This window comes from Pseudomonas sp. BAV 4579, assembly GCF_009765395.1.
Classification (GTDB): Bacteria; Pseudomonadota; Gammaproteobacteria; order Pseudomonadales; family Pseudomonadaceae; genus Chryseomonas; species Chryseomonas aestiva.
The window spans coordinates 1-15,837 of the sequence record NZ_WHOV01000095.1; the positions used below are offsets into that span (position 1 = coordinate 1).

The following is a 15,837-nucleotide window of genomic DNA, read 5'->3' on the forward strand; positions in this document are numbered from 1 at the left end:
GCGCGGGGCGCCCGCCTGGGGACGCCCGGTTAGCGCCTGGTTCGGCTGCGACTCAGCTGAACAGGGCGGCGGTCTTTTGCAGGGTGATCCAGATGCCCCAGGCCAGCGGGAGGCCCACGGCCAGCCAGGCGGCGATGGCCAGCGGCTTGGTCTTGGGATCGGCGCTCCACTCCAGCACCTGGGCGCTGCCGGCGTTGCTGTCGTGGCCATTGGCGCGCTCGACGGCGAGTTCGGCCTCGGTCATGAAGTGCTTGTCGGCGACCGGACGCACCAGCAGGTTGCAGATGAAGCCCAGCACCAGCAGACCGGCCAGGATGTACAGGGTGATGTCGTACACCTGGGCGCGGGGGATGCCCATGCTCAGCTGGTACTCGCGCAGATAGTTAACCAGCACCGGACCGAAGACGCCGGCGGCAGCCCAGGCGGTGAGCAGGCGACCGTGGATGGCACCGACCATCTGGGTACCGAACAGGTCGGCGAGGTAGGCCGGCACGGTGGCGAAACCGCCGCCGTACATGGACAGGATCAGGCAGAAGGCGAAGACGAACAGCGCCACGCTGCCCAGGTGACCGGTCCAGGGCACGATGGCATAGAGCACGAAGCCCAGGGTGAAGAAGACGAAGTAGGTCATCTTGCGGCCGATGTAATCGGAGAAGGATGCCCAGAAGAAGCGACCACCGATGTTGAACAGGCTCAGCAGACCGGTGAAGCCGGCGGCGATGGCGGCGATCTGCTTGAGCTGATCGGCGCTGAGTTCACCATAGGTCAGGCCATTGCCCAGCAAACGGCCACCGAAGACTTCCTGCAGCAGCGGCGAGGCCATGCCGATGATGCCGATGCCGGCGGTCACGTTCAGGCAGAGCACGGCCCAGACCAGCCAGAATTGCGGGATGCCCCAGATCTTGCTCACGTGGACGTGGCGATTGGTGATCATGTTGCTGCCGGCCTTCTTGGTGGACGGCGTCCAGCCCGCGGGCTTCCAGCCGGTCGGCGGTACGCGGTAGCCCAGGGCGCCGCTCAGCATGAACACGAAGTAGATCACCGCCATGACCAGGAAGGTCTGCCAGACACCGATTTCGGTGGCCGACGCGAAGTGACGCATGAGGGCGTCGGCCAGGGGTGCACCCACCATGGCGCCACCACCGAAGCCCATGATGGCCATGCCGGTCGCCATGCCGCGCTTGTCCGGGAACCACTTGATCAGGGTCGACACTGGCGAAATGTAGCCCAGGCCCAGGCCGATACCGCCGATCACGCCCGAACCCAGCCACAGCATCCAGATCTGGTGGGTGTAGATGCCCAGTGCGGAGATCAGCAGACCACCGCACCAGCACAGGGCCGAGACGACCCCGGCCTTGCGCGGACCGGCGTGTTCCAGCCAGCCACCGAACACGGCGGCCGAGCAGCCAAGGAAGATGAAGAACAGGGTATAGATCCAGCCGAGCTGAGAGATCTTCCAGTCACAGGTGGCACTGAAGATCTGCTCGAAGAAGCCCATCTCGACCGGGCAGGCCACGGCGGCGGTGATGCCGATCGCCTTGGACAGCGGCAGCCAGAAGACCGAGAAGCCGTAGGCCATGCCGATGCACAGGTGGATGGCCAGGGCGGCCGGCGGGACCAGCCAGCGGTTGAAACCGGGCCGGGCGACGATGCGCTCCTTGGAAAGGAAAGCCGGACGTGCCGAAGCGACACCGCCAGCAGTGAGAGTAGTGCTCATGGGTTCAGCCCTTTTCTAGTGTATTGCGTCCAGGCCGGTGGACATTCCCTGCACGCTTCCCCGTAAACGAGTCAAAGAAACGGCGCCAACCGACCAGAGGTGCGCGACATTAAAGCGCACCCCAGCCAACTGCCAGCCCTGCTCATTTGCCAGGGTACGGGCGGCATCAGCCATCCGACGAAACGGGCGAGTACCACGGCTGTCACAGCGCCGACACCTCGATGTCATCGGGCGCGACCGAGCCCCTATACTGGCCAGTCGCGCCATCGCCCCTCGGAACAGGAATTTCCTCGTCATGAAAGCTTTCGCCAAAGTGCTGGGTATCGTCCTCGTCGGCCTGCTGTTGCTGCTGGTCGCCGTAGGCTTTGCCCTCACCCACCTGGTCGATCCCAACGACTACAAGGACGAGATCCGCCAGCTGGCGCGCGACAAGGCCAACGTCGACCTGCAGCTCAAGGGAGATATCGGCTGGAGTCTGTTCCCCTGGCTGGGCGTCGAACTGCACGATGCCACCCTGGCCAGCGCCGCCACCCCCGATCGCCAGCTGGCGCAGGTGCAGCGGCTGATTCTCTCGGTCCGCCTGCTGCCGCTGCTGCTGCGTCGCGACCTGGAGATGAGCGACATCAAGATCGACGGCCTGGACCTCACCGCCAGCCGCGATGACCAGGGCCGCACCAACTGGGCCGAGATCGGCCGCCCGACGCCCAAGGCGGACCCGGGCGCCGCGCCGGCTGATACCGCCACGGGCACCCCGGGCGAGTCGACCACGGGACGCCAGCCGCTCAAGCTCAATGTCGAGAGCCTGACCGTGCGCAATTCCCGGATCGAATACAGCGATGCCCGCAACGGCGCCCGCTATGCCTTCGAGGGTATCGACCTGGAGACCGGGGCCATCTACGCCGGCACGCCCATTCCCATCAAGCTGGCCGGCGCCGCCAGCACCACCCAGCCGCCGGTCAACGCCACCGTGCAGCTCAAGGGCGATTTCCGCTTCGATCCGGCCAGCCAGCAGTACGCCCTGGACAATCTCCAGCTGACCGGCGACGCCAGTGGCGAGCCCTTCAACGGCAAGCTGGTCAACTATTCCGCCAGCGGCCAGCTGGCCGTCGACCGCCGCGCCCAGACCGCCGAGTGGACCAGCCTCAAGCTCACCGCCAACGACCTCAAGGCTCTGGGCGATCTCAAGCTGACCGGCCTGGAGAGCGATCCGCAGCTGGCCGGGCGCGTCTCCATCGCTCGCCTCGACCTGCGCGCCTTCCTCGACAGTATCGGCATCGAATTGCCGGCCATGGCCGATGCCAAGACCCTGCAGCGCTTCGAGATGAATGCCCAGGTGCAGGCCAGCCGCAACGCCCTGGCGCTGGACGACTTCAACTTCCAGCTGGACGACAGCATCCTCAAGGGCCGCGTCGCCATCGCCGACATCGCCCGCCGCGCCTTGCGCGTCCAGCTCAGCGGCGATCGCCTGGACCTGGATCGCTACCTGCCGGCCAAGGCCGCCGCGGCCCGCCAGGCCAATGGCGCACGCCAGGAAGAGGTCGCCCAGGTCGATGCCATCGCCACCCAGGGCAACTCGCCACTGCCCGAGGCGCCGACCCAGCACGCCTGGAGCCAGGAAACCCTACTGCCGGTTGAGCGCCTGCGCAGCCTGGACGCCGAGGTCGACCTCGGCCTGCAGCACCTGACCCTCAATCGCCTGCCCTTCGAGGGCGCCAGCCTCAAGGCCAGGGCCGCTGACGGCCAACTGCAACTCAGTGCCCTGGAAGGCGAGCTGTTCGGTGGTCGCTTCGAAGCCGGCGGTGCCCTCGACGTGCGCGGCGCCCAGCCGCAACTGACCGCCCGCGAGCGCATCAAGGGCGTACCGGTGGAGCGCATCCTCCAGGCCCAGGGCCAGAAGCCGCCGGTGGAAGGCCAGCTCGATCTGGACGCCGACCTGCGCAGCTCGGGCGCCAGCCAGCGCACCCTGATCGACAACCTGGGCGGTACCGCACGCTTCGCCCTGCGCAACGGCCAGCTGATCGACGCCAATGTCGAAAGCCAGCTGTGCCAGGGCATCGCCCTGCTCAACCGCAAGCCGCTGGAGCTGCCCCACGGCGGCCAGAACACCCCCTTCCGCCAGTTGAGCGGCAGCCTCAGCATCGTCAACGGCGTGGCCCGCAACCAGGACCTCAGCGTCAGCGTGCCCGGCCTTGCGGTGAAGGGCGCGGGTGACATCGACCTGCGCACCCTCGGCCTGGACTACCGGCTGGGCATCACCGTGCAGGGCGACACCAACGCCGCTTCCGACCCTGGCTGCCAGGTCGGCGAGCGCTATGCGGATATCGAGTGGCCGCTGCAGTGCCGCGGTCCCCTGGAGCTGGGCGCCAAGGCCTGTCGCCTGGATCGCGAGGCCATGGGCCAGATCGTCGCCCGCGCCGCTGGCAATCGTCTGAACGAAAAAATCGAAGAGAAGCTCGGTGATAAGATCAGCCCCGACATCCAGAACGCCATCCGAGGGCTGCTGCAACGTCGATGACTGATGACGACTTTGGTACCGCCGTGCTGGCCTGGTACGACCTGCACGGTCGCAAGGACCTGCCCTGGCAACAGGGCGTGACGCCCTATCGCGTCTGGGTCTCGGAGATCATGCTCCAGCAGACCCAGGTCGCCACCGTCCTGGGCTATTTCGATCGCTTCATGCAGGCGCTGCCCACCGTCGAGGCCCTGGCTGCCGCACCGGAAGACGAGGTCCTGCATCTCTGGACCGGGCTCGGCTACTACAGCCGCGCGCGCAACCTGCACAAGGCGGCCAAGACCGTGGTGGAGCGCCATGGCGGCGAATTCCCCCGTAGCGTCGAAGCCCTGGCCGAGTTGCCCGGCATCGGGCGCTCCACCGCCGGCGCCATCGCCAGCCTGAGCATGAACATCCGCGCGCCGATCCTCGACGGCAACGTCAAACGCGTCCTGGCCCGCTACACCGCCATCGCCGGCTATCCCGGCGAACCCGCCGTGGCCCGCCGCCTGTGGGAAGTGGCCGACCGCCTGATGCCTCGCGAACGGGTCGGCCCCTATACCCAGGCGATGATGGACCTGGGCGCCACCCTCTGCACCCGCAGCAAGCCCAGCTGCCTGCTGTGTCCGGTCAAGCCGGGCTGCCGCGCCCATCTGCTGGGCCAGGAAACCGCCTTTCCCACGCCCAAGCCGCGCAAGACCCTGCCACAACGACAGACGCTGATGCCACTGTTCGTCAACGACGCCAATGCCGTGCTCCTGCAGCGCCGCCCCTCGACCGGTCTCTGGGGCGGTCTCTGGGGTCCGCCGGAGGTGACCGATGCGGCCGAACTCGAAGCCCTCGCCGAGCGCCAGGGCCTGGTCATCGACGAACGTCAGGCGCTGCCCGGCCTGGTGCACACCTTCAGCCACTTCCAGCTGGCCATCGAACCCTGGCTGGTCCAGGTGGACCACCGCCAGCACCGCGTGGCCGAGGGCGACTGGCTTTGGTATAACCTCGCCTCCCCGCCGCGCCTGGGCCTTGCCGCCCCGGTGCAGAAACTGCTCAAGCGCGCCGAGCAGGCGCTCAAAGGAGAACCCGCATGACCCGCACCGTGATGTGCCGCAAGCACAAGGAGGAGCTGCCCGCCCTCGATCGCCCGCCCTATCCCGGCGCCAAGGGCGAAGACATCTATCAGCACGTCTCCAAGCAGGCCTGGGAAGAGTGGCAGAAGCACCAGACCATGCTCATCAACGAGCGCCGGTTGAACATGATGAACGCCGAGGATCGCAAGTTCCTGCAGGCCGAGATGGACAAGTTCCTGTCCGGTGAAGACTACGCCCAGGCCGAGGGTTACGTACCTCCCAGCGCCTGAGTCGACGACCTGGAGCCTATTCAAAGCCTGCTGCGCGTCGGCCAAGCGGCGTTGAAGATCACCTGGGTCGCCAGCCCGGTCGGAATCCTCATTTACCCTCTGTAAACCCGAACGCGAGTCCGATCCGCTTCCTCAGCCACCTTCGCCTTGTTTGTGGCTAGCTCGCGAGGTGTTGAACAGGCCTAAGCGCCCGAAAAATCTAAATATTTTCGGGCTCACTGTTGACACAAGGCCGAGAAACGCTTTTAATGCGCCCCGTTGCCCAGGTAGCTCAGTTGGTAGAGCAGGGGATTGAAAATCCCCGTGTCGGCGGTTCGATTCCGTCCCTGGGCACCAAGAACACAAATCCGAATGGTCCCATATGACCTCGGAACCCAGAGAAACCGGCCCTTGAGCCGGTTTTTTTGTGCCCGTATGGTTCCGTATAGCGATATACAAACCCGGGCTTTAGGGGTATGAATGGGGGTACGACCCGATTCGATTTAGCCCGTACCCCTAAAAGTGACGCTATGGCACGCCCCATCACGCCTCTGAGCGATTCCAAGTGCGAGGCCGCCAAGGCCAAAGACAAGCCTTACAAGCTGGCCGATGGCCAAGGTCTTTACCTGCTGGTGCGCCCTTCCGGTAGCAAGGTCTGGCGGATCAAGTACAACCGCCCTAACGGCCAGGAGAACACGCTCACCGTGGGCGAGTACGGTCGCAAGGGCATCACCCTGGCAAAGGCCCGGCAGGCCCGCCAGGACGCCCGCAACCTCCTCGCCCAGAGCGTCGACCCTGCCGAGCACGCCAAGCTCGAGGAAGCCAAGTCGCAGAACGCGACCACCTTCGAGGTAATCGCCCGCGAGTGGCACGCCTCCCAAGTAAAGCGCGGCAAGTGGTCTGCCGGCCATGCAGAGCGCGTGCTACGCGAAATGCAGGCGGATCTGTTCCCCATGCTGGGCAAACGCCCTATCGAGCAGCTGAAGACCCGCGACCTGCTGGCGCCCCTACACGCCATCGAGGCCCGCGACGCCTTGGACATGGCCGCCCGCCTCAAGCAACGGCTGTGTTCTGTGATGCGTCACGCCACCCAGACCGGCAAGCTCGATGACAACCCGGCCCAGGACCTCGGCGGAACTATCTCCACGCGCAAGACGAAGCATCGCCCCGCCCTGCCCCTGGATCGCCTGGGCGAGCTAGCAGGCCGCATTGAGCAGTACTCTGGCAGGCCACTGACCCGCCTGGCGCTGCTGCTCACCCTGCAGGTGTTCGTCCGGTCGAGCGAGCTGCGCTTTGCCCGCTGGGCGGAGTTCGACCTCAAGCGGGCGCTGTGGATCATCCCAGGCGAGCGGGAGGCCCTAGAGGGTGTCAAGCACTCCACCCGAGGAAGCAAGATGCGGGACGACCACCTGGTGCCGCTCTCGCCCCAAGCGATCGCCACGCTGGAGCAGATCCACGCCATAACCGGCCAAGGCGAGCTGGTCTTTCCCAGTGACGCCTACGCCAGCAAGCCGATGAGCGAGAACACGGTTAACGCCGCCCTCCGGCGCATGGGCTACGACACCCAGAACGACGTGTGCGGCCATGGCTTCCGCACGATGGCCTGCTCTGCCCTGGTGGAGTCGGGCCTATGGTCTGAGGACGCCGTAGAGCGCCAGATGAGCCACAAGGAGCGCAACAGCGTGCGGGCTGCCTACATCCACCGGGCTGAACACCTGGAAGAGCGCCGGCTGATGCTGAACTGGTGGGGCAATTTCATGGACGCTAACCGGGCAGCGCCAGTGACGCCGTTCGAGTACGCCAGACCGGCCGGGGAGAACATCGTGGGATTGCGGAGGGCGGCACAATGACTTCACCTCTTGATCTGGCGTGGGATGAGCTCCCCGATACACTTCCGATTTGGCGGATGAAAGAGATACATAAGAGGGCCACAGCCCACTTATCAGGAAGGTCGAATGAGGAGCAGGAAGCGATCATTCAGAAGGTCGACTTAATGCTGAGTGATTATTTTGCGAGATCTCGAGAAGACTGGATATACGAAGCAATATCAGACAAGAAAGAGATATTGAATCTAGTCGGCGATGGGCCAGAAACGTATGCGCAGCTCTCGACGCTCATTGATTCTGACCTGCCCGACAAAATAAGGGATCAGATACAGTTTCCGACACGAGAGACAACCACGTCACTTGAAGCTCTTGAAGCGGCAATTGAGATATTCCTGCCGAAGGCATTCCCAATAGAGACCACGACTGTCGAGCTGCTAGCAGCGCTCGCTATTTCTGAGCTTCAAATCGCCGAGCACTGGTACCACGAAGAGTGTGATTCGATAGATGACTTGTCAAAAATGCATCTATTGGTCTGCGCATCCATTGATGCAATGGAGATTGTTTCGCGAATCAATTTCCATATTGAGCAAGAGCGAAGAGATGAGGCTTATAGGTTTCTCAGGGAAAGCCAGCATCAGCTAGCGACAATGGGCCTTAAAGCGGAAGCCACGGCTACGTATTTGCAACAGCAAAATGACCAACTACAACAGGCCAACCGCCTACTGATGTCATCAGAGACAGAGCTAAGAAGTGATTACGCAAAACGGGCTGCGGCCGCTAGGCATCAAGAGACGAACAAATCAAAGCGCAACGCAATAGCAGATTGGAAAGCGAACTCTGCCAAGTACAGCAGTAAGGCCGCATTTGCTCGGGCCAATCATCGCCGGTACAGCGTGACCGAAAGGACGCTCAACAAGTGGATCAGCGAAGGATAAGCCTTCTGCCGGCAGGGTGTACCTCCTGCGCGTAGCCTGTACCGTCTGCCCGCACATGGATATTCACCCAGTAGTTTCGACTGCATAGCCTTGGCTCCGCACCCAATCGGAGCCATACACATGCACCACGAATCAATCCTTACCCAGGGCCTTATCCGTAAGGTGAAGCTCTGCCAGCAGCTTGGGATTACCTCGGGCGGCCTGGACAAGCTCAAGAAGCGCGACCCCTCCTTTCCCAAGCCCATCAAAGACAGCGACAGCCGCCAGGCAGCCGCCTATTACGTCGTGGCCGAGGTGGAGGCCTGGTTGCAGCGTAAGGTCGCCGAACGCGATGCAGCGCAGGGAGTGGCCGCCTAATGGACGAAAAAAAAGGCCACCCCCAAGAGAGCAGCCCCAACAATTCGCACCTGCACGATACCAGCAATGGCGCTCAGCGTCGCCGCTCCCTCAAGCGCTTGCAGCAAGGCCCGGTCGATACCCTGGGTGTGGCAGCTCGGGACCGAAGTTGCTCACGAACCCCCGAAGGCGCTCAAGGAGCCACCGAAGGTGCTCAGGGGAAAGAGTGAGCATCTTCGAGAAAAGTTGAGCACCTTCGGAGGCGCTGAGCAAATTGAAGACACGGCAATCAGCAGCCAATCGTTCGTGCCCGAAAGTTTACTCGTGCCCGCCGAACCTTACTCGTGCCCATCCCTAGGCGTGGGCACGAGTAAGAAAAATGGGCACGAGTTAGAAAATGGGGCACGAGTGAGCAGCCCTGAAGACCGCCAAGAATCTCCGAAGGCCGCCAGCGAAATGGACGGCGGTCTTCGTGAAAACTTGGCGGCCTTCGCAATGGATAGCGCCGCCGGCCAGCGCCCCATCACCGACGATGAGGAGGGGCTGTGATGGCAGCAGTCGATTACCTCCGCGATCAAGGGCTGAGCGTTCGCCGGGTGGGCATGAGGGTCGTCATTGGCCCCAAAGCCATGATCACCGACGACGTTCGCAAGTACGTGAAGACCCATCGGCTGGCGCTGCTGGCCGAACTGGCGGCAAACGATGGGGTGGAGCGCCGCTGCGCCTGGACGGTGCTGGTACCTGGCTACCGACCTTTCACCATGATTGGCGAGCCGATCACCCATGCCGAGGCGCTGGCCGATGCTAGCGCTCGCTGGCCGGGCGCGGAGGTGCGGCCATGACGAAACAACGGGTTTCAGATGAGCAGCGTGCCCAGGTGCTCGATCTGCGCCGGCGTCACTCGCTGCGCCAGGTGGCAGACCTGACCGGCCTGCCCCTGGGCACGGTCAAGACGCTGGTATCTCGCTCGGGTGCCTTCCGCGACAATGAACGGCACCGGACGCTATTCACCCTGCCGCCTATGCAGGAGAGCCGGGAGACGCTGCCTATGGTGCCGGAGATGCCCAGGCAGCAGCGGGTGACGGGTGACACCGAGGTCGACGCCCTGCTGTGGCTGCGCGAGGTCATCAACACGGGCGAGCCGGCGCTGATCGATCGAGCGCTAGAAGCGGCGACCTGCATTGCTACCCCGCTTGCCGAAATAGAGCAGCGCTACACCGCCTGGTTGCAGCGCACCCACCCGGGCAACCTGTTCGCTGCTCTGTCGTCGTTCAACTTTGCCAATCTGGACGGCCTGGCCCGCACCGCCAAGGATCGCCGGGCGAAGCAGCTTGAGGCCCGCGCCAGGTTCGGCGATCAGGTCGAGGCCCTGACCGACGCTGAGCAGTTCTGTGAGGAGGCCCTGCACGGCATCACCGGCGACATGGTGAAGTACGACAAGGCCGAGGTTTCCGGCCGATTCCGGTCCAGGCCGGAGCTGATGCCCTACACCCTGACCGACTGCCTGCACGAGCTGGACTTCTGGTCCCGCCTGTACTGGCTGCGACACGCCGTCATCGATTGGGGCGACGGCCCGTTCGAGAGCACCGCTAGGGAATGGTTCGTCCGCGACCTGCTGGGCGAGATCCGCCCGCGCAACCGCGAGGAGGCCAAGGCCGTGCTGCTCTACTTAGTCCAGCAGCACGGGGACTATCGTCTGCCCGATGTGGACGCAGTGCTGCTCAACCTGCTGGGCGGGTCTGCTGGCGATTGAGCTCACTGCCTAAGCCATACTCTACGAGCCCGCCCAGGCCACAACACTTGCGTATGCCAGGCGGGCTCCCCTTTCGAGCGCTTCAGACGTCAATGTCTTTATCGTGGCAGAGACTCCATCCGTAGTGGCCTTTTTGAGCGCGGAACCTAGGCTGGTACCCGCTGCCAAGCTACTTGGCTCCTTTTTCAATACAGCAAGCGTTTTGGCAGTCAACACACATCCATAGAAGGCCGTGGGACACGATTGCTGACCATCGAAGTAGATATAGCCGCTCTGACGAAGCCAGCTTATCGATGCTTCGAAGAAATCATCAATCTCGAATACTCTGTCCAGCTCTTCATCATCGCTGTCACTTGAGCCCGCTATTGCTCTTGCGAAGTCTGCGGCATGAAGCTTTTTGCTAACCGGAAACGAGTCGTACAGAGAGGCAAAAACTTCGCCGACGAGTTGGTCGAATCGCTCGATGTTGCTACTGGCCATACTGTCTCCATCCTGCTCGATCATTGGTATCAGATCTGCTCTGGTTGATGCTGTAGCGGGTCATCCAAGACGGACCTGACCGCCTCAAGCGCCAGGGTACCCCCCCAACGGGTCCTTCCTGGGGCAGGGCCCGTTGGGGGTGATTCGGGCCCCATCCTTTCGCTATTCACGAGCCTTTTCCGAGCACTTCCGGTTCCGGTTCCGCTTTGGGCGTAAACCCGCGCCAGCACAGGCCTTCGCTCCCAGTGCCAACCGGAAGCGGTACCCGGTGGCGATGGGATTATCCTCGGCCTACTGGACCTATCATCCATTCCTGCCGAGGAGGCGCTGGTATCATTTCTCAGTTGGTGGCCGTAATGCCGAGTAAGCCCGATTAGCTTCAGCCAGTGGCCCGAGTATCTTTCCAACTTGTTCAGCAAACGCATCTACGCTTAATGAGCCTCGCTCTAGAAGAAACGCCATCTCGGCAAGGAGCTCAGACAATGCCTCATTGAGTGTCAGCAATTGGTCATTTAGGGGAGCAGTGCCAGGCGATCTAGCTGAAATCGCCCTGATGGCTTCACTGTTCTCCTGCAGTAGTCGATAAGCGACCTGTAACGCTTGATAGTCTTCTTGCACAGCCGAAATGCCTCTGGGTGAATAAGCTCTACATCGGTCTCCGCAAAAGGATCTTTAGCGGCAGGATCGTCCTGCGCCTAGTGGGCCGATCGGTCAACTGTTCGGGCTGGTGTATTTCCAGCAAAGAACCTAGCAGCCATGCGGGTTACAGCCGGACGATAAAACAACAACCAACCTCTGAAAAATGGTCACACGTAGGTATGTGTCGGGGCCCGAATTACCCCCAACCGGGCCGAGGGAGTGGGAAGGACCCAAGACGGGGGTCTAGGGCATGCCCTAATCATTTGCCGTGGCAATGGTGGCTGCGTTAACTGCTGCTGAAGCTGATCCGTACCCGTGCTAACTTCATGGAGGGTGCCTGACCCAACCTGTAGCGAGGTAATCAGGTAGGGGGATTAGTCGGCGAGTGCCCCTCACGGAAGTGCATCGAACCAACCCCGACAGTTTGCGCGGCTCAGACCTCCACAGCAGCAGAGTCGGTGGCAGGCATGAGGCCCTGTCCTGTTCCAGCCAGGCGGGGCCTCGCTCGTCGATACTGGCCTCGCGGCCGCCCCTAGATAGGCGCTGGGATCATCACCGCGCCAGGCCACCATAGCGATGCGTTAGGCCTTGAAAGCCTGCCGCGTTTCGCGGCACCGCATCGCCCTCAGCATTCTGTCGAGATTTACCTAAAGCCTTTAGCGAGTACAAGGCAGACGCTGCCGCAAATGATTAAAGACCCTGAAGACTACTAATAAAAAAGGAGCCTCATAAGACGCTCCTTCTGCCAACGGTCTAGCCGGCGTAAGTCAAGGCGGTAGCTTTGAGCAAATCTGCCAGCTCAAATATATCGTCCACAGACTCAATCGGATGACGCGTTTCTTTCTTCGCCTCATCAAAAGTACCAATGTACTTCTGGGGCCGATTGAAATGAAGCCGTGCTATTGGCTTCCGATTGTTATCATCGAGCAAGATACCAAAATAACTTTGTGTATCTCGGGCAGTGATTCGTTTCACGTCAACGACAGACCTAATGATGGCTTTCACTACGTTAAAGCCTTCGATCTCATCTGCAGTTGTAACAACCAAGTCTTTCTCCACCACGTCGACTTGGGACTCACTCCCTGGAGTGACGCCGGCAGCTACCACTTGACTAACTATTACCGGCTGAGCACTCCCAGTGATCGCCGATTTGAGCCGATCATTCACCTGATCACTTAGAAACTGCACGGTAGCTTTGCGCGTTAGCTGAGCAAATTGCTCCCTTACTTTCTGGGTGATGGTGCCTTCATACACGCGTGAGGCAAAGAAGCGGACGAAATCCTCATCCGGCTGTTGAAACTGCGCCTGAAGCTCACGTTTGATTTGGCCGACGTACTTCAGCTCGCCAGCGGCACTGATAATTGACTCTACGTCAAACGCTGACTTGGTAAGCTTTTGGAGTTCGGGTACCACATGATCGTCGATATCTAGCATGTCGAACTCGAGGAACGGCTTATCGTCCATTTTGTTCGCGGCTTCGAGATCGGTGAAAAATCGATAAACCTGACCGTTAGTCAGTATCGAGATTCTCGCGGTTGTTACATGAAAATAGCGAAAGAGCTGACTAGCATGATTGATATTAAGAGGCTCGCCGACCTTCTTGCTCTCGATAAGAATTTGTACTTGTCCATCTTTGAAGATGGCATAGTCGATTTTTTCGCCTTTCTTTGTGCCAACGTCACAAATGAACTCAGGTACGACTTCGAGCGGATCGAACACATCATAACCAAGAACACTTTGAATGAACGGCATGACGAAGGCCGTCTTAGTCGCTTCCTCTGTCTGAATCGCCGCTTTCTGTTGCCGAATTTTGGCGGCTAGGCTAGCCAACTTCTCTTCAAACTCCATGGTTCCATCCTTTGGGTTGCAGGTCCTTTCAGTATCGGCAGAGACTTCACACCCTGCATCCCAGCGCAATGCCGCCTGAGGCCGTAACTGCGCCATTGGTCGCGGCCTTCCTCTCCATCCTGTCAGCGCAGCTAGGGAAAGCAATAATCTGCCAGCCACTTGCTGACCCGCTTTGTTCGATTCAAAGCTCAACTCACGACAGTCCGGATTTCGACGGTATGTTCACTGGCACATCTAAGCAGCGGAAAACCTTGTTAAGGATGTTCACCGTCCGCAACCTGTTTTTCGCGCTATGCGCAATTACTGCGCTTGCTTATATGGCTAAGCTGGTCGGCGCCACTTCAATCGATGTCTGACACAAAGGGAAAAACACATGGCACGACGCCGCCCCCGCACCTTTCGATCCTGGGCCCTCGGTTTGGTAGGCGCTGCAATAACGGCGCTTGTGGTCTACAAGCTTCGCATAATGGTGGTCGAGGACTTTACCCAGCATCAGCTAGCGCAGGTGCAAAAGACCATGGCCCAAGTTCAGCAGCAGTCACTTTAACAGCAGGCACAGTTGCAGGCAGCAAGCCAGGCTCAAGCTCAGTTCAGGCGCGAGGAGGCTGACCGCCGAGCTGCGGACTCCATGCGCCGCACTGAGGAATGGCAGAAGAAGGAAGCTGCTTGGAGTGCGTTCTTCCACCAGTCGCAGGACTGTGACGTTTGGCGTGACGATCGCCACATGGTGGAGTGTCAAAACAAGGTCATCAGGGCGAAGCGGGATTTCGAACACCGATGGGCCGCTGGCGAGCTGCATGGCGCTGGTTGAGCTGACCTGCTATCTGCACCAGCGCAGGATCGAGATAGCCTTGAACTGCGCGATAGCAAGAGATCCACGCTCATTGCGTGCTTTGGAGCCAGGGCGAGCTAGCGCGGCCTCTACGTCATCTCTGATGGCCTCATGCATCTCATAAGCACTGAAGTCGTCATCCAGCAGCACCAGCAGCACTGAATCAAAGTTCTGGCGTAGATCGATGGAGCCTAACCGTCCCGCCCTGCGGTTGCCCGGCGTGACCTGGCGCCCTTTGATCTGGATGCGCGTAGGAGAACCGTCACGGATCTCCGTTGCGTCATAGCCGGCCTGACGAGCCAAATGCAGCTCGACTCCTAGTAGCCGGGCTGCCTCGTACTCGGCAACCTCGCCAGTAATCCCCAGCGGCTTACCTGTTAGCTCCTTGTAACGCCTGGCGAGCACCTTCGCCTGGGAGAGCAGGAGCATAACCTCCGAGTCATTCCCCTGGTGTTCTGGTCCGCTCATTGGCTGCGCTTCTTGGCCACCTGCTTTGCGGCAAGACCGTGCTGCTCTCGGTAAGCCGCGATGTCATCTGCGCTCACGTCCTCCCGATAGCACACCGTGTCATAGCCGCCAGCTCGACTATAGGCGCTACGACGGCCGCAACTGCTCCCGTTGCGTGCGTGGTTGTACGGGCAGGCGCACGGCCCTGGATAGTTGGCGATCGACTCTTTAATGATCTGCTGGGCGACCTGATCGTCGCTGACGACACCCTGTAGGGCGAAGGCTGGAGCTGCCAGCGCGGAGAGTGAGAAGGCGATGGCGAGAAGCTGAGCGCGCATGGTGGTTCCTCCCTGGATGCGTTCTCTCCTTATCGGCAACGATCGGTATGCTCTTGAGGTAGACGAACGTCGATATGGGAGGGGGCATAGCGAAACCTTTGGCGCCGCCTTTAGGACACCGTCCGCTCCATCGTTTTTTCGCGCCCGCGAAATTACAGATTTTGTCTGCACGCTACCCGCGAAAAATGAGAACGACCAGCAGTGCCGGCAAGGAGATCTCAATGTATCAAACCGTTGGGCGCATTCGCGTTATCCGGCTATATGGCACCCTCGGCGCCAGGTTTGGCCGTGTGCATCGCCTAGTCGTGAATAGCGCGGCCGAGGCGATTCGAGCGTTATCTGTCCAGTTGCTAGCCTTTGAGCAGTTCTTCTACGGCGCCCGGGATCAAGGCATGGTCTTCGCCATCTTCCACGGCCGGCGAAAACATCGGCCAGGACGAACTCGGGCACCCGCCAGGTCGCGCGGAGATCTGCATCGCGCCTGTGATCGAAGGCAAAAAGCGCTCTGGCGGCCTGCAGACGGTAATCGGCGTGGCGCTCATCGCTGCCGCGTCCTATTTCTCCAGAGGTCTGGCGGCTGGCGCTGCCGGATCGGGAAGCCTGTTCGGCACAGCGGGCTATGCTGGTGGTGCGGCCTGGGCAGCTGTCGGCACGGTCGGCATCTCGCTAGCGATCGGTGGCATCCCCCAGATGGTGACCAAGCAGCCCACCGGCTTGAGCAATAGCGATAGCGCCGACAACTCGCCTAGCTACAGCTTTAATGGCCCCGGTAAATACCCGGGCGCAAGGCAATCCGGTGCCGCTGCTCTATGGCCAGATGATCGTCAGTAGTGCTGTACTGAGCGACGGCATCTATGCGGAG

Annotated in this window: 16 protein-coding genes, 1 tRNA gene and 1 pseudogene; 12 read left to right on the forward strand and 6 right to left on the reverse strand. The window is 61.2% G+C overall.

Annotation, left to right across the window (positions count from 1 at the left end; translation table 11 throughout):
• Window positions 1-52: 52 nt before the first annotated feature.
• Window positions 53-1,717, reverse strand: a complete 1,665-nt coding sequence (locus GSQ95_RS18085) for an OFA family MFS transporter (protein WP_158890662.1) — start codon at window positions 1,715-1,717, stop codon at window positions 53-55.
• 295 nt (window positions 1,718-2,012) lie between these two features.
• Between GSQ95_RS18085 and GSQ95_RS18090 the strand changes: the two genes are divergently transcribed.
• From GSQ95_RS18090 to GSQ95_RS18135, 10 genes are all read left to right on the forward strand, one after another.
• Window positions 2,013-4,232 (forward strand): AsmA family protein, encoded by a 2,220-nt coding sequence (locus GSQ95_RS18090; protein WP_158890660.1) that lies wholly within the window; start codon window positions 2,013-2,015, stop codon window positions 4,230-4,232.
• Window positions 4,229-5,293, forward strand: coding sequence for an A/G-specific adenine glycosylase (gene mutY, locus GSQ95_RS18095; protein ID WP_158890658.1), 1,065 nt, complete (start codon window positions 4,229-4,231; stop codon window positions 5,291-5,293). The genes GSQ95_RS18090 and mutY overlap by 4 nt, the downstream gene beginning before the upstream one ends.
• Window positions 5,290-5,562, forward strand: coding sequence for an oxidative damage protection protein (locus GSQ95_RS18100; protein WP_158890656.1), 273 nt, complete (start codon window positions 5,290-5,292; stop codon window positions 5,560-5,562). The genes mutY and GSQ95_RS18100 overlap by 4 nt, the downstream gene beginning before the upstream one ends.
• Window positions 5,563-5,822: 260 nt before the next feature.
• Window positions 5,823-5,898, forward strand: a tRNA-Phe gene (locus tag GSQ95_RS18105).
• Between the two features lie 173 nt (window positions 5,899-6,071).
• On the forward strand, window positions 6,072-7,391 hold the full coding sequence (locus GSQ95_RS18110) for an integrase arm-type DNA-binding domain-containing protein (protein WP_158890654.1): 1,320 nt from the start codon (window positions 6,072-6,074) through the stop codon (window positions 7,389-7,391).
• Entirely contained in the window at window positions 7,388-8,302 is a 915-nt protein-coding gene (locus GSQ95_RS18115; RefSeq protein ID WP_158890652.1) for a hypothetical protein, read from the forward strand. The genes GSQ95_RS18110 and GSQ95_RS18115 overlap by 4 nt, the downstream gene beginning before the upstream one ends.
• Before the next feature lie 120 nt (window positions 8,303-8,422).
• Window positions 8,423-8,659 (forward strand): AlpA family transcriptional regulator, encoded by a 237-nt coding sequence (locus GSQ95_RS18120; RefSeq protein ID WP_158890650.1) that lies wholly within the window; start codon window positions 8,423-8,425, stop codon window positions 8,657-8,659.
• Window positions 8,660-8,725: 66 nt separating this feature from the next.
• A complete protein-coding gene (locus GSQ95_RS18125; protein WP_158890648.1) occupies window positions 8,726-9,187 on the forward strand; it encodes a hypothetical protein in 462 nt (153 codons plus the stop codon).
• Complete coding sequence (locus GSQ95_RS18130) at window positions 9,187-9,480, forward strand: hypothetical protein (protein WP_158890646.1); 294 nt, start codon at window positions 9,187-9,189, stop codon at window positions 9,478-9,480. The genes GSQ95_RS18125 and GSQ95_RS18130 overlap by 1 nt, the downstream gene beginning before the upstream one ends.
• A complete protein-coding gene (locus GSQ95_RS18135) occupies window positions 9,477-10,391 on the forward strand; it encodes a hypothetical protein (RefSeq protein WP_158890644.1) in 915 nt (304 codons plus the stop codon). The genes GSQ95_RS18130 and GSQ95_RS18135 overlap by 4 nt, the downstream gene beginning before the upstream one ends.
• Window positions 10,392-10,412: 21 nt before the next feature.
• Here the strand turns inward: GSQ95_RS18135 and GSQ95_RS18140 are convergent, their stop codons facing one another.
• From GSQ95_RS18140 to GSQ95_RS18160, 5 genes are all read right to left on the reverse strand, one after another.
• Window positions 10,413-10,871 carry a hypothetical protein gene (locus GSQ95_RS18140; RefSeq protein ID WP_158890642.1) on the reverse strand — a complete coding sequence of 153 codons (459 nt, stop codon included), beginning with the start codon at window positions 10,869-10,871 and terminating at the stop codon, window positions 10,413-10,415.
• A 1,392-nt stretch (window positions 10,872-12,263) separates the two neighbouring features.
• Window positions 12,264-13,358: a type I restriction endonuclease gene (locus GSQ95_RS18145; RefSeq protein ID WP_158890666.1), complete on the reverse strand. Its 1,095-nt coding sequence runs from the start codon at window positions 13,356-13,358 to the stop codon at window positions 12,264-12,266.
• Window positions 13,359-13,896: 538 nt separating this feature from the next.
• The gene (locus GSQ95_RS18150; protein WP_158890640.1) at window positions 13,897-14,157 is read right to left on the reverse strand and encodes a hypothetical protein; all 261 of its coding nucleotides are present in this window, start codon (window positions 14,155-14,157) and stop codon (window positions 13,897-13,899) included.
• A gap of 21 nt (window positions 14,158-14,178) precedes the next feature.
• Window positions 14,179-14,619, reverse strand: coding sequence for a hypothetical protein (locus tag GSQ95_RS18155; protein ID WP_158890638.1), 441 nt, complete (start codon window positions 14,617-14,619; stop codon window positions 14,179-14,181).
• Window positions 14,620-14,654: 35 nt separating this feature from the next.
• Window positions 14,655-14,975 carry a hypothetical protein gene (locus GSQ95_RS18160; protein ID WP_158890636.1) on the reverse strand — a complete coding sequence of 107 codons (321 nt, stop codon included), beginning with the start codon at window positions 14,973-14,975 and terminating at the stop codon, window positions 14,655-14,657.
• 221 nt (window positions 14,976-15,196) lie between these two features.
• Here GSQ95_RS18160 and GSQ95_RS26590 point away from each other — a divergent pair.
• Together GSQ95_RS26590 and GSQ95_RS18165 are read left to right on the forward strand one after the other, a co-directional pair.
• A pseudogene (locus tag GSQ95_RS26590) lies at window positions 15,197-15,301 on the forward strand (hypothetical protein); the annotation flags it as partial.
• Window positions 15,302-15,332: 31 nt separating this feature from the next.
• Entirely contained in the window at window positions 15,333-15,806 is a 474-nt protein-coding gene (locus GSQ95_RS18165) for a hypothetical protein (RefSeq protein WP_256664644.1), read from the forward strand.
• Window positions 15,807-15,837 lie beyond the last annotated feature (31 nt).